This window comes from Ureibacillus sp. GCM10028918 (assembly GCF_042666115.1).
GTDB lineage: Bacteria > Bacillota > Bacilli > Bacillales_A > Planococcaceae > Ureibacillus.
Window position 1 is genome coordinate 32,191 of record NZ_JBHTFK010000038.1, and the last position, 14,235, is coordinate 46,425.

Genomic DNA, 14,235 nt, shown 5'->3' on the forward strand with positions numbered 1-14,235 from the left:
AAATTTCTCAATGAGAAATTTGATGATTTTTTGCTTATTCCTAAATTGATTTCCGTTGCAAAGGACGCTTATCCACGGGCACGAATCGAGCATGTAGTCTCTCCCTCGTGCTATTCCCCAAGGAGTGTCCCTCCACTTCAATCAATATTTAAAATATCAATTCTTTAATTCTAGATTCTTACATCATTCAAAGAATTTTCTACTTCTGTCCCAGACTCATTTTCAATTGCTATTATTCAATTCTTTTCATTCTTTGATGTAATAAACCATCCGAACTGTTATTCTCACCAAAGACAAAATCTCGCATATAGTAAGTTAAATATTTACCATAGTCACTTTGCGTATTAAGTAATAATTCATCGACATAATATACACCTAAAGGAATATTATCTAATATTAAACTCGCAGCTCCCGCATATATTCCACAAGCTACTTGGAAATACGTTGCGCTAGTTTTATATTTTTGGTATATCTCACTACTTTTCATAGTGTTATACATATAAATTTCCTTATCATTGTATACTAAAAGAACACCTACAAGATCCTCTCCTTCTACCTCCCCATCAGACGGATTAATTAGCTTTTGTTTCCAATTCCAAAGGTCATCCACATCACTTAGATTTTCTCGGATTAACTCTGTTGTATATTCATTAACTCGATAGATAAATCCAAGTTCAAAATCATATAGTTCACCTAATGTTAGTACTTCTTCATGGGGCATAAGACATCCATAGAATTCTTTACTACCTAAAGTTACCTTAAATTCAGTTGCATAGACATCATCATATAAATAAAGTGGTAAATGATGTCGGACAAACATTGGATAGCTTAAAATGGCTTCATCCAGAAAACACTCTACCGACCAGGTAGTATAAATAGTTTTAGGTTGTATAAGCTTTTTGTCTTTGTAAAAGGAACTGTCATGCTCAATAATGTAGCAAGCTATAGGAGGATTACCTTGGTTTTCTCGCAGTAGTTTAATTGCCATCCATTGAACTACACCGGGGTTCATACCCGAGCCTATAATCGCTCTTGTATTTGTATAGTTCGGCTTTTTATCATTAAATCGATTATACCGTTCAGTTAGTGGAAAACCATATAAACTCGCATCTTGATCAACCTCAGTATTTTCCAATGCTGAATTGATATAATGAACACCAAGCTTGTTGCAGCAATCTATCATTTCGATTGTATCAGCCCATGATACATCAATAACTAATTTAGTATTTGTTGATTTTAAGTGTTCCGTAAATTTGGCTGTATCACTGAGGTCGAATTGTAAGAGAGTTAATTTATCAACTAGGTTTGGAAACAATTGCTTATAATAATCCATATTACCTTGATTCATATCTATTAAATAAAACTTTGAATTTGTTATAACATGGTGAATTGGGTCATTTTTATCTATAGCAGAATGATTAAGGATTGATAGAATTGACTTTGCAACACCACCCATACTTCCGAGAATAGTGATTGTATATTGTTTTAGTAGTTCCATGGCATAACATCCTTTCTTGTAATTAACATAGCTTATGAGCTATAGAATGGAGTTGCTTGTGTAAAACTACTAATTTCAATCGAAAGTTAACATAAAAACTTATTTTAAGGTGAAATAAGCTATTAAATTGGAATAAATTAATAGAAAAAGTACTAACTTAAATCTGTTGCGGAGAATTATACATAAGAAAGTGCGGCTCACATCTTTGAAATGATTTGTTGCAACTATATATTATTAAACGATAATGCTATCTATAAAAAGGTCTGAAATAAAGAAGCAGCAACCGCTTTTAAAAACGGAAGCTGCTATTTTTTATTAGTTGCGGATTAGGTAGTCAAAAGCACCTAGAGCTGCATTTGCACCTGACCCCATTGAGATAATAATTTGTTTATATGGGTTATCTGTACAGTCACCAGCAGCAAATACACCAGGGATACTTGTAGACCCATGTTTGTCTACAATAATTTCACCTATACGTGTACGTTCTACTTCTGCACCTAACCAGTCAGTATTTGGTACAAGACCGATTTGAACGAAAATTCCTTCTAACTCGATATGATGGATTTCTTCTGTTTCAAGATTCTTGTATGAAATACCATTTACCTTATCGGTACCAGTAATTTCGGTAGTTTGAGCGTTTTTGATAACCGTTACGTTTGGCAGACTGTTTAAACGATCTTGTAAAACAGAATCCGCTTTTAAAGCATTCGAATATTCAAGAACTGTTACATGTTTCACAATTCCTGCAAGGTCAATCGCAGCTTCAACACCTGAGTTTCCGCCACCGATAACCGCTACTCGTTTACCGGCAAATAATGGACCATCACAATGAGGGCAATAAGCTACCCCTTTGTTTTTGAATTCTGCTTCTCCAGGTACATTCACATTACGCCAACGAGCACCAGTTGAAAGAATAACTGTTTTGCTTTTTAGAACTGCACCATTTTCGAGTTCAATTTCAATTAGGTCATTCTTTTCTAGACGTTTAGCACGCTGAAGGTTCATTACATCAATCTCATACTCTTTAACATGCTCTTCCAAGCTTACTGCGAGTTTGGGCCCTTCAGTATATTTCGTACCAATAAAGTTTTCGATGCCTAGTGTATCCATGATTTGGCCACCAAAGCGTTCCGCAACGATACCTGTACGGATCCCTTTACGTGCAGCATAGATTGCAGCACTTGCACCAGCAGGACCGCCTCCAACAACAAGAACATCGTAAGGTTCTTTGTTAGCAAACTCAGATGCGTCCGGAGTACTGCCAACTTTAGCTAGAATTTCTTCTAATGTCATACGACCGCTGCCGAAAGATTCCCCATTTAGGAATACTGTTGGTACAGCCATGATGTCTTTGCTTTCGATTTCCTCTTTAAACGCAGCCCCATCAATCATGGTATGCGTAATGTTGGGATTAAGAAGGCTCATCACATTAAGCGCTTGAACAACATCAGGGCAGTTATGGCAAGTCAGGCTGATATAAGAGTCAAAGTGGTATTCACCTTGAATACTTTTAATCTGATCAATGACCTTTTGATCTACCTTTGGTGCTCTTCCGCTAACTTGAAGAAGCGCTAATACTAATGATGTAAATTCATGTCCAAGTGGAATACCTGCAAATGTGATGCCAGTATCTTCTCCGATGCGATTCACACTGAAGCTTGGTGTTCTATTTAATTGGGTATTTTCTACTTTAATATGGTTAGACATCGTAGCTAATTCATCTACTAAAGCTAACATATCTCGAGAAATATCATCATTTCCCGCACTGACTTTAAGTAGCACATCGCCTTCCATCAATTCAAGATATTGAGCTAATTGTGCTTTGATATCTGCATCTAATAACATTATAAATCGTGCTCCTTAAATCTTGCCAACAAGATCTAGGCTTGGCTTAAGTGTAGCAGCCCCTTCTTCCCATTTAGCTGGGCATACTTCACCTGGATTGTTGCGTACATATTGTGCTGCTTTGATTTTGTTTACAAGCGTGCTTGCATCACGACCGATACCACCAGCGTTAATTTCAACAGTTTGAATAACACCATCTGGATCGATGATAAATGTTCCACGATCTGCAAGTCCTTCTTCTTCGTCTAATACGTCAAAGATACGAGAGATTTTTTGAGAAGGGTCACCAATCATAATATATTCAATTTTGCCGATTGTTTCTGAATTGTCATGCCATGCTTTATGTGTAAAATGAGTATCTGTTGAAACTGAATATACTTCAACTCCTAAATCTTTTAGAGTTGCGTATTGGTTTTGAAGGTCTTCTAATTCAGTTGGGCATACAAATGTGAAATCTGCAGGGTAGAAACAAACAACACTCCATTGACCTTTAAAGTTTTGTTCAGATACATCGATAAATTCACCTTTTTGGAATGCTTTTGCTGAGAATGCTTGTACTTCTTTTCCGATTAAAGACATATTATATTTCCTCCTAGAAATTTAATTTTTGAAAGTGTAACTATATTATAATAATTATAATTATGTATACATTTTCATATACAAATGATTATCTTGTCAAGGAATGACACAAAACGTTACTAAATTTGTCCAAAAATAAAAAAATATGACTTATTTTGGCATTTTAACCGATATAGTCATATATAATCTTAGATCTAAATACGGATTTTTAAACTTATTAATTCTAATATTATCAACTATTTTTAAAAATCTGTTTATAAATGAGAATTTAAATAATTTATAAAGGTGAGAAAAGACTCACCCTTTATAATGAAGCAAAGATTTAATTTGTAGCTTCAAGTGAAATATTCCAACTTTGCATTGGGGAAGAACTTCTCCATATACATGTACAGATGTTTTTTTATATCTTCTTCTTCTTCTTTTTGATAAATATATTTCCCGATTCCATACTTCCCCCATTTGTATCTTCTTTTTTCTTCGTCTAATTCCAATTTTGTCATGGGGTAGTTTTTCTCAATTACTCTCTTTGCAGGCTTTGTAAACCGGTGCTGAATAAACTCAAAGGTAAGGTCTTCCCTGGCATCAGAGGGCAGCTCCGCATCCAGACGTTCAAACATTTTATAGTAGCCGTCCTTCCATCCTTCATGAAGATAGATTGGTGCAACTATAAATCCGAGTGGATAGCCAGCCCTTGCAACTTTTCCTGCGGCTTCAATTCTCTTCTCTAAAGGAGAAGTGCCGGGTTCGAAGTTTTTAATGACATAGTCAGCGTTCACACTGAAACGGAATCTTGTTTTTCCATTATGCTCTGCATCAAGCAAGTGGTCTACATGGTGAAATTTTGTCACAAATCTTAATTTGCCGAGCTCAGACTTTCCAAAATGTTCGATTGCTCTTTTCAGAGTATGAGTTAGGTGATCAATTCCTACAATATCTGATGTACAAGAAGCTTCAAATCTAGTGATTTCTGGTGCGCGTTCCGCCATATAATTGTCGGCAGCTTCAAGAATCTCCTCTACATTGACATATGTACGGATATAAGGTTTACTTCCCATCGTAGTTTGTAAATAGCAATAATGACAGTGACCCATGCAGCCCGTTGCAAAAGGAATCGCGTACTCTGCAGAGGGCTTGGAAGTATCAAATTTAAGCGTTTTTCGAATTCCTACGACAAGTGTTGATTTGGCAACGCGGTATTTTTTAAAGTCATTATCGCCGGGTAGGTTTCTTACTTGATTGTGGGAAGTAGTTTCCCGAATTTCAATATCCATCTTTTTGAATTTTTCATATAACTCAATTCCTAAAGGATACTCTAGTGCAGCAGGTTCAAAATAGACAAGTTTTGGTGTAAATGGATTATTCACTGTATAAGTCCTTCTGAATCATCCCCATAGTAATGATTGTAGGCTTGGTTTGCTTCTTCTTCTGTAGAATAAACAGCCATTTCATTTGATAGAGGGTAATAGGTTTCATACAAAAACAAAGCTAATTCATCTTCTTTCTCAGGGTTATTTACCACTGCCGCTGATTGAACATTCGCTACATCTTGAGTATGTGGATTTCTGTAAAAAACATAGACAATATCTCCAGCTTGATATTCTTGGTTCTCCATTCCATCACCTTCATTCTAATAGTCCTTACTATTATCCCTATTATTGCTACAGTTATGATTTCTTAATTTTGGTAAGTGAAAACGGCAATAAATAAATGTTTTCTCATTGGTTCATAATAAATTTGCTGTAAAAAATAAGAGGGAGTTGGTTATGAGTTGGAACTGAACACTGGAAATCCTACTGAAGCGGCACTGATTAAATATAAAAAAGGACTCGGTGTGTTTAACGAGAAAATGCGCGAGTTTGTCAGCCAATTTAATGCATTTACGGAAGAATGCTTTAAAGACGGTGCATTAAATCAAAAGCAGAAACACCTAATTGCATTAGGAATCAGCATCCATGCTCAAGATGAGTACTGCATTATTTACCATACAAAAGGATGTCTTGATCATGGATGTTCAGAGCAAGAAATTCTTGAAGCTATAGGTGTGAGTGCGGCATTAGGTGGTGGTGCTTCTGTTAGTCAGGGAGTTACACTTGTTCTGGATTGTATGAATGAGATGAATGATATGAAACAGTAAATATTTCATATTAATAGGGATTGATAGTAAGACATTCTAGGTGAAATCGAAAGGTTTCATCTTTTTTTGTTAAGGCAATTATAAAATTTTGCTGTGTAATAACTTAGCTAGCTTCAGTGCCCAGCCATCGAGGTCGCGTGTCCTTTCCTGCGTGAGGAGGCTCACTCGTCGAGTCCAGTAAGCAGCTTCCCAGTACTAAGCAAGGCATTTTTGCAATTACCATTCCACTGATGAACTCGAAATACGTTTGACTCCTCGAATAGCAGAGATGTCTTCTACAAGTTTCTGCATCGCAAGGTTCTTTTGTTTTGCTTCTATCATTATGTCAAAGTCTTGATTTAATTCCTTTGCCATCTTTAAGAAGGGGAGGACAAAATCTAAAGAAACAAAATCAGAGTGTGAACGGAAGGCTTGTTCAGATTTTGGGGAAGAAATGTGAACTTTCGGTACAACATTTGTAGAATCCCATGTGTTGTAAATGCGCTGTAAATAAACATGAAGGTCATCTTCATCTTTATTCGCCATATGGTGATGATAATCGAGTACCATTGGAATGCTCTCCTTTTCACAGGTCATGAGTGTTTCGGGAACATCATATGTTTTATCATCATTTTCAAGTGTCATATGCTTTTTAATTTCCTGTGGCAACTGCTTGAGGTTTTGATGGAATCGGTTTAGTGAATTGCTTTTGTCCCCATATGCACCACCTATATGGATATTAATTAATCCCATATGAAGAGCATTCATGGCTTTGAGCATCCTGTAGTGATATTCCATATCTTTTATAGCATTCATTGTTACCTCTTCTCTTGGACTGGTGAATAGCGTAAATTGATTTGGGTGAAAGCTTACTCTCATCTTAAATCGTTGTATGATTTCCCCAAGCTCTGCCCATTCAGTTTTGAATGGAGTATAGAAATCCCACATTACTTCCGGGTGGGTTGCTAGAGGGACAATAGAGCTGGATAATCGATATAATTCAATTTCATGGGCGATATTGTAGTACAAAATTCTTTTCGTGTGACGTAAGTTTTGTGCTGTAATCAATTTCAACTTTTCCATTCGCTCATCCTTTGGAAGCATCGAATACCGAGAAAAAGTTAAAGTTTTTGATGGACTTGCATCCCATAAGCCTAATGCATTTGCTACATAACCGAACCGTATTTTCATCTACTATTCTCCTTAATCCAAAATTGAAATATATTTTTATAGGAACAAGCTAATAATAATTTATTTTCCCCTAAATCCATTACAGTATGCAGATAACGTGAATGGCCTTTAAAAATAAGTTATCAACAAATAAGAGCTAGGAAGAAACCTCCCTAGCTCTACTGCGCAATATTAAAATGTGAAGCGGGAGACCTGTTCGTCTGCAATGATCAATCCCGCTACTTTTTTCATAGATTCGTTTGGCATGTTCATTTGTTGGCTCATATGAAAGTGTGATAGTTTGATGGTGCTCCTCTTTTATATTCCTGATATCTTCGATTATGAGGTTGACAGCCTTCACCCCATATCCTTTCCCTTGGTGCTTTTGATCAATCATCATGCGATAAATCCAGTACTCATGATCGTCTTCGTCTATTCCATAAAGTGCAAAACCAACCATTTCTTCTCCGTAGTAGATTCCTTTAGCATGAAAACCTTCAAGGAAATTTAGCTGGGCTAGTGATACCGCGTTAGTTGCAACAAACTTCAGCTGATCTTCACGAACACGTAGCGATATCGCCTTCAGCCAATTATCCTTTGTGATGGTATGTAATTGTAGTATAGCTATTTTTCCTTTCTTAATACGTTAATAATTATTAATCTATTCATAATTTACTCCTTCTAGAAATAGAACAAAAATCCTTTTAAGAAGAATCCGAAATAAAATAGTCTCTTAATTAAAGTGCGCTCTCTTTTTTCCAAACAACGTAGAAAGAAGGGGACTTTTAAAAATTGCCGCCATATTTATTTGCAGAAATTAATGGTATACAAACTGGTGTACATGTACACCAGTTGTAAACAAATGGTAAACGATTATGTATACAAGTAAACAAAGATGTATACATGTTGAATCTGCCGGATGTATACAGATTTGTTACTAAAGATTACGGAAATGTCTACAAATAACCGCAGTTTACGAAGTGTTTACAGTTGTATTTCTTTTAGGCTAACCTCATTGAACAATCAAGTAAACTCTTATAACCTTTAAATAGGTATAAGGGATTTTACAGTATTATCCTTTAAAAATCTAACAATAAAATGAAAAGGGATGATTTCATGGTTAGCTCTCGAACGGCAGCTGTAGATGTGGGTAATGACTCTATTAAGGCGATTTTTGGTGAAGTAGAATACGAATTAAATATTCCTAATATTGTTGCAAGGGATACAGAAGATCGTCCGGTTATTGGAATAGAAGAACTGGATACTAAAAATCCGCTAGAAGGAATTCATATCAAGGTGCACTCCCCTGCATTGAAAGAAAACAATGCCATCTATAGAGTAGGCAACTTGGCGACAAAGAGCAGCAATGCGACTGAATTAGATCCGGGAAGCGCTAAATCTGAGGAAGATCAAACATTGATTATGCTTTTTGCTACTCTAGCGTTAGATGCTGTTAACGAAAAAAATACAAGTAATTTCCCACGAATAAAAAATGTAATCGATGCAAATTATACACTTGGAACAGGCCTCCCCCTACGTGAAGTGAAGGAAGGGAAGGATGCTGGCTACCGCTCTAAATTGGTAGGCTCCGTCCATCAGGTGGAATTCCTGGTTACACCGAAATACCAAGGATTAAAAGTGAATATCAAATTTAATGAAGTAAAGATTTATCCAGAAGGTTTTGCGGCTTATATTAATCTAGTAATGGATAATCAGCTGAAAATCATCAATAAGGATTTAATTGATAAACGAATTATTATTCAAGATATAGGTGGTTTATCGACAGATATCGCTGTCATTAAGAATCGAAATGTGGATGATGATAAGGCTCAAGGATTTAACCTGGGCGTATCGGAATCATTAGAAGCAATAAGAGAAGAAATCAGGTCGAGACATGGCATAGAATTGGACAGCCGTCGTGATGTGGTTGAAATTATTACAAGAAAAAATGATCGAAATCACATTATGGTTAAAGGAAGTCGGACAAGTGTCCATGATATTACAGATCGAATCTTACTTGAACTTGCTAAAAAACAGTATCGTTTATTACGAAATGTATGGCAGAAAAATTCGCAAACAGAAATCTGCTATTTTGTTGGTGGAGGAGCGAACGTTTTAAAAGAATATATTAAAACATTAAACAATAACTTGGATGGCTATAATATTGATTTCTTTGAAGATGAGAAAGAAAGCATTTGGATGATGGCCAATGCTTATTATAAGCTCATTAGCGATTTTATTAGAAAGTCGGAAAAGCCTAAGCAGTCTCCACAACCTGTGAAGAATTAATAGGGTGATGATATGAAAAGCTCGAGGGAGAATGAGATTAAGAGAGGGCAAGCCATTTCATTTCGTATTCCTTCAGATACTCCTGACCATCTTTTAAGGCATTTACAAAAACTAAAGGAAACAGAGAGAAGGAATTTTTCGAGTAAGATGGCCGAGTTTGTGCTTCAGGGTGTCGGACAGTCATTTTCAAAGGAACGGGAAACAATCACCATTCCTCTACCCCATAAACTAAGTAAATCGCAGCGAGATTGGTTAAAGCACGAGCATTCGGAGGCACTGCTGGGTACAATACTTTACCAACTGTTAGTAGATCCAGTTCGCGCCACAGCCTTGCTTGCATCATTAAATAGCAGCTCTCTAGACATTAATGAAGCCTTGTATTTGCAAGAAGAAGGTTCAAATGCAGAGCTTCCTGATATGCAAGAAACATACCGAGTTGATGATATTGTCCATTCTATTGAAGAAACGTCTGCTTCCGATGCTTTGGAAACAATCGATGATTTAGACGCCTTTGATTGGGAAAAAGCATCACAAAACCAAAGTGCAGATACTGAAGAGCAACATGAAGAAGATGAAGAATTGGATTTAGACAGTCTGCTAGGGGACTTCCTTAATAAAATGAATAAGTAGTACGATTAATATGAAGTCCGCATTGTTAGAAGGAAACAATGCGGATTTTTTTTGCTTGCGCATTCGAAATTCTAGTTTTAAAAGTATTTCGATAATAACAGAACCTTTGCGATATTAGATTCGTATACAATACTAAAGATAAATAATTTGGTGATGGTATATGGATTGATTAATCAAGGGAGGCACAGAATGAAGCAGTTGTATATCAAACAAAAGGTTTTTAGTTTAAGCGGAAAGTTTACAGTGAAGGATCAGCAGGAAAATGATGTTTATTATGTGGAAGGCAGTTTTATGCAAATCCCGAAGACTTTCTCCATTATGAATACAACAAGAGATGAAGTTGCCCTCATTACGAAAAAGGTCTTTAGTTTCTTGCCGATATTTTTTGTTGAAGTAAATGGCAAAGAGGCGATAACGATTAAGAAAGAGTTTTCCTTTTTTAAACCACGCTATACGATTGATGCAGCAGGTATTGAAGTACAGGGGAATTGGTGGGATATGGATTTTCAGATATTGCAGCATGGAGAAATCGTCGGCACTGTGAGCAAGAAGTGGTTCACGTGGGGGGATAGCTACGAGGTTCAAATATTGGATGACGCGATGGAGGCCGTCATTATTGCATTGGTAGTGGCCATTGATTGTGTAAAGGCTGACCAAGCAGCTGCTTCTTGAAAGGCGAATATCTAATAGACTTAGCCTATTCAAGCTTATTCCTCGAATAGGCTCTTCTATTGTGTCCGGTAAAATAAGCTAACTAGAACTGTTATTCGAAATTTAAAGGGAACCCCATTGCAAGATTTGTTTTCACATCCACAACCTCTTCAAATATAAAAAAGCCCTTGTCTCTATATTCAGAGACGAGGGCATAAATTCCCGTGGTACCACTCCAGTTGCCACATATGTGACCGCTTGTTCATTTGTTATCGAAGTAGCCTCCCCGGTATTCTTTACGACAAGCGTTTAAGAAACTACTCCAAAGTGCGTTTCACCAATACTTTTGCAGACTATCCTTTTTACCAGAGGCCGAGGACTTTCCACCAAAGTCCTCCAATAACAAGCCATATGACTATGTGAATGATGGAAATCACAAGTCCAAGTCCCCACCATTTTTCTTGCGTGACATAGCCTGTCCCGAAGAAAACAGGGGCGGGTCCACTACCGTAGTTCGTTAAACAGCCAAATAAGTTACTGAAAAATGCAAGTATTAGGGCTGAAACCAATGGTGGTGCACCAGCAGCTACCATTACCGAAAGAAATGCAGCATACATCGCACTCACATGCGCGGTATTGCTTGCAAAAAAGTAATGCGAATAAAAATAGACAATCGCCAGTACAATTAACGCTAGCATCCAGGACGTTTCGCCGATCAACCCCTGTACCATTTCACTGAACCAAGGAATCATGCCTGTACTATTTAAGAACATGGCCATCATAACTAAGACAGAGAACCAAATTAAAGTATCCCATGCTCCTTCTTCTTGCTTAATATCCGTCCAAGACAATACTTGTGTTAGTAGTAACAGTACTAAACCGATAAATGCCGTAACTGTTGTATCCAGGTTGATGCTAGCTCCGAAAATCCATAATACAACCAAGAGAATGAAAATACCGATCATGTACCATTCTTCTTTTTTTATGGGACCCATTTCTTCAAGCTTTTTCGTCGCTTCCGCTGCTGCGGAAGGAGTCTCTTTAATCTCTGGTGGATAGAGTTTATAAATCACGATTGGTATTACGATTAGACTGATCAATCCCGGTACGATTGCTGCGACCATCCAGCCTACCCAAGAAATTGTTGCTCCTGCAACTTCTTCTGCCATTTTGGCGGCTAGTGGGTTGGCAGCCATGGCCGTCAAGAACATAGCAGATGTAATCATATTCGCTTGGAAAGACGTTGTTGTTAAAAATGCTCCAATTTTCCTTTCCGTCCCATCGCCAGTGCGCGACCCATAAGTCTCCGATAATGAACGAATAATCGGCAATAAAATTCCTCCGGCACGTGCTGTATTCGATGGCATGGCTGGGGAAAGAATTAAATCACTGGCAATCAATGAATAGGATAATCCTAAAGTTTTTTTCCCAAACAATCGGACAAAAAGATAGGCTACTCGTGTACCAAGCCCGGTTTTAATAAAACCTCTGGAGATGAAGAAAGCAATAACAATCAACCAGATCGTCGAGTTTTGAAATCCGCTTAACGCTTCCTCAAGTGTTAAGGTTTTTGTCACAGTAATAACGGTTAAAGCTAAAATAGCCATACTTCCCATTGGAATAGGCTTTATTATAAGTCCGATAATGGTTGCAACAAAGATGGCAAATAAATGCCATGCCTGAATTTGTAAATCACCTGGAGGGGGGATAAACCAAATAATTGCACCTATCAGGACAATGACCAGTAAAGGAATGATTTTTACTTCTTTTTTTTGATTCAATTTCTTGAACCTCCTTATTAAACAAGCAAAATAGGCGGCGTTGTACACATCGCCACCTTATAAACTCTCAGAACAAAGGGTAGAATTTATAAAATAAGATGCCCGAATGTCTATGGGGTTATTCATTTGTTTGTTTATCATTATTCCAAGATTAGTCGACTGATGCGACCTATTTGCTTAGAGAAAAGGTACGAGTAATACATTAAGTAGAAAGCAGTATAGATAATAGAGAACGTTCTATCATAACTTAAGAAATGTATGTATATCGGATATATGGGAATTTCAGATTGAAGAGAATATATTAAATAATAGAACATCTTCTAACGATTAAGTTGTCATGATACGATAAAAATAGTAAGAGAAAATTTGGGGGAAACGTTATGGGTCTAGATAAATTAAAGGAGCAATTAAATCAAGATCAGCCTCTTTTTATAGGAGAGGAAACGGCTTTTCGTTCAGCCGTGTTGATTCCATTAGTCTTGGTCGAAGAAGAATGGCATATTCTTTTTGAAGTACGCTCTTTAAAGATGAGAAAACAGCCCGGGGATATTAGCTTTCCTGGCGGCAAAATCGATCCCACAGATGCATCGCCGCTTGAAGCTGCTATAAGGGAAACACATGAAGAGTTAGGGATTGAACCGGAAGCGATAGAAATGATTGCTAGTTTAAGTCCTTTTGTCACTTCTTCTTCGTTTGTCGTGTACCCATTTGTTGCTGTTCTTCATTCCAATTCACTTCAATCTTACAATAAAGATGAGGTGGAAGAAGTGTTCACCATACCGCTTAACTGGTTATTGAATTGTGATCCATATTGTCATTTAGTTTCAATTGAACCACGGCCTTCTACAGATTTTCCATTTCATAAAATTATGAACGGTGCCGAATATCAGTGGAGAGCACGCTCCATTGAAGAATGGTTTTTTGATTATGAAGGCTATACAATTTGGGGACTGACAGCTCGAATTTTAAAATATTTTATAGAGCGATTGAAATAAGCATAAAATGGGAATTTCTACAGAAACTTAATCCTTATCTCTTGTTGTGAGATAAGGATTTTTCATATTTTAGGGTATGGTAATTTGGTCATTAATTCATCATTGCATATCAATGAATTGTCATATATTCCCTTCTGGTATTAAATCATCTTTTGTCAAGGTCACCAATCATTTTGCCTTTTTATGACGTGTACACATATTTTTCATGACTTTAGGATGTGCATATTTTTTGGACTTATTACAATACTAAATCTAGATAAACATTGTGTTATCGAATCCTTATGAAGGGAAGATGCAAAATTGGCTAAGCACTCAGATACAAGTTGGAAGCAAGACCATCCAAGTACGTTATTTAGTAATTCTGTTCAAAGGGCAGATCGTGCTGTTAAACAAGCGATGTCCCATCCACAGGAAATAGCTGTTGAGCATGCTTTCAATTCAATCGAACATGCAGAAAATGCATTGTTAAATGCAGAGCAACATAATGAACATATGGACACTGTAGAGCAAAATAAAGAGCTCTTAGAGCAAGCAAAGCAACAATTAAACGAAGTCAAACAAATAGTAGACGAGCAGTAATATAATCAATAACCCCCATAATTTTTGGGGGTTATTTTTATTTGATTTTTCTGATAATATCTTCGGTATATCAATCAAAAACCTGCAAATTTAAACAGTCTGATG

General features: G+C 36.8%; 14 protein-coding genes. 6 read left to right on the plus strand and 8 right to left on the minus strand.

The window, feature by feature from the left end; all coding sequences use genetic code 11:
• Positions 1–232: 232 nt before the first annotated feature.
• The 5 genes from ACFQU5_RS17860 to ACFQU5_RS17880 all read right to left on the minus strand — a co-directional run bounded on the left by ACFQU5_RS17860 (position 233) and on the right by ACFQU5_RS17880 (position 5,534).
• A complete protein-coding gene (locus tag ACFQU5_RS17860; protein ID WP_390290928.1) occupies positions 233–1,498 on the minus strand; it encodes an S-adenosylmethionine decarboxylase related protein in 1,266 nt (421 codons plus the stop codon).
• Positions 1,499–1,813: 315 nt separating this feature from the next.
• Positions 1,814–3,343: an alkyl hydroperoxide reductase subunit F gene (ahpF, locus tag ACFQU5_RS17865; RefSeq protein ID WP_390290931.1), complete on the minus strand. Its 1,530-nt coding sequence runs from the start codon at positions 3,341–3,343 to the stop codon at positions 1,814–1,816.
• Positions 3,344–3,358: 15 nt separating this feature from the next.
• Positions 3,359–3,922: an alkyl hydroperoxide reductase subunit C gene (gene ahpC, locus ACFQU5_RS17870; protein WP_301138417.1), complete on the minus strand. Its 564-nt coding sequence runs from the start codon at positions 3,920–3,922 to the stop codon at positions 3,359–3,361.
• Between the two features lie 335 nt (positions 3,923–4,257).
• On the minus strand, positions 4,258–5,286 hold the full coding sequence (splB, locus tag ACFQU5_RS17875; protein ID WP_390290935.1) for a spore photoproduct lyase: 1,029 nt from the start codon (positions 5,284–5,286) through the stop codon (positions 4,258–4,260).
• Positions 5,283–5,534, minus strand: coding sequence for a transcriptional regulator SplA domain-containing protein (locus tag ACFQU5_RS17880; protein ID WP_390290938.1), 252 nt, complete (start codon positions 5,532–5,534; stop codon positions 5,283–5,285). Before ACFQU5_RS17880 ends, splB begins: the two co-directional genes overlap by 4 nt.
• A 156-nt stretch (positions 5,535–5,690) precedes the next feature.
• Here ACFQU5_RS17880 and ACFQU5_RS17885 point away from each other — a divergent pair, with 156 nt between their 5' ends.
• Positions 5,691–6,056, plus strand: a complete 366-nt coding sequence (locus tag ACFQU5_RS17885; protein ID WP_390290941.1) for a carboxymuconolactone decarboxylase family protein — start codon at positions 5,691–5,693, stop codon at positions 6,054–6,056.
• A gap of 216 nt (positions 6,057–6,272) precedes the next feature.
• On the opposite strand, the gene uvsE is transcribed toward ACFQU5_RS17885, so the two are convergent.
• Both uvsE and ACFQU5_RS17895 read right to left on the minus strand, forming a co-directional pair.
• On the minus strand, positions 6,273–7,226 hold the full coding sequence (uvsE, locus tag ACFQU5_RS17890) for a UV DNA damage repair endonuclease UvsE (protein ID WP_390290944.1): 954 nt from the start codon (positions 7,224–7,226) through the stop codon (positions 6,273–6,275).
• Positions 7,227–7,362: 136 nt separating this feature from the next.
• A complete protein-coding gene (locus ACFQU5_RS17895; protein WP_390290947.1) occupies positions 7,363–7,665 on the minus strand; it encodes a GNAT family N-acetyltransferase in 303 nt (100 codons plus the stop codon).
• 656 nt (positions 7,666–8,321) lie between these two features.
• Between ACFQU5_RS17895 and ACFQU5_RS17900 the strand changes: the two genes are divergently transcribed.
• The 3 genes from ACFQU5_RS17900 to ACFQU5_RS17910 all read left to right on the plus strand — a co-directional run bounded on the left by ACFQU5_RS17900 (position 8,322) and on the right by ACFQU5_RS17910 (position 10,796).
• On the plus strand, positions 8,322–9,494 hold the full coding sequence (locus tag ACFQU5_RS17900) for an Alp7A family actin-like protein (RefSeq protein WP_390290950.1): 1,173 nt from the start codon (positions 8,322–8,324) through the stop codon (positions 9,492–9,494).
• A 12-nt stretch (positions 9,495–9,506) separates the two neighbouring features.
• Positions 9,507–10,124 carry a hypothetical protein gene (locus tag ACFQU5_RS17905; protein WP_390290953.1) on the plus strand — a complete coding sequence of 206 codons (618 nt, stop codon included), beginning with the start codon at positions 9,507–9,509 and terminating at the stop codon, positions 10,122–10,124.
• 189 nt (positions 10,125–10,313) lie between these two features.
• Positions 10,314–10,796: an LURP-one-related/scramblase family protein gene (locus ACFQU5_RS17910; protein ID WP_390290956.1), complete on the plus strand. Its 483-nt coding sequence runs from the start codon at positions 10,314–10,316 to the stop codon at positions 10,794–10,796.
• A gap of 341 nt (positions 10,797–11,137) precedes the next feature.
• On the opposite strand, the gene ACFQU5_RS17915 is transcribed toward ACFQU5_RS17910, so the two are convergent.
• Positions 11,138–12,574, minus strand: coding sequence for an anion permease (locus ACFQU5_RS17915; protein WP_390291077.1), 1,437 nt, complete (start codon positions 12,572–12,574; stop codon positions 11,138–11,140).
• Between the two features lie 362 nt (positions 12,575–12,936).
• On the opposite strand from ACFQU5_RS17915, the gene ACFQU5_RS17920 reads away from it, so the two are divergent.
• Both ACFQU5_RS17920 and ACFQU5_RS17925 read left to right on the plus strand, forming a co-directional pair.
• Complete coding sequence (locus tag ACFQU5_RS17920) at positions 12,937–13,551, plus strand: NUDIX hydrolase (RefSeq protein ID WP_390290959.1); 615 nt, start codon at positions 12,937–12,939, stop codon at positions 13,549–13,551.
• Between the two features lie 300 nt (positions 13,552–13,851).
• On the plus strand, positions 13,852–14,130 hold the full coding sequence (locus tag ACFQU5_RS17925) for a DUF2564 family protein (protein ID WP_390290962.1): 279 nt from the start codon (positions 13,852–13,854) through the stop codon (positions 14,128–14,130).
• The last annotated feature ends 105 nt before the right edge of the window (positions 14,131–14,235 follow it).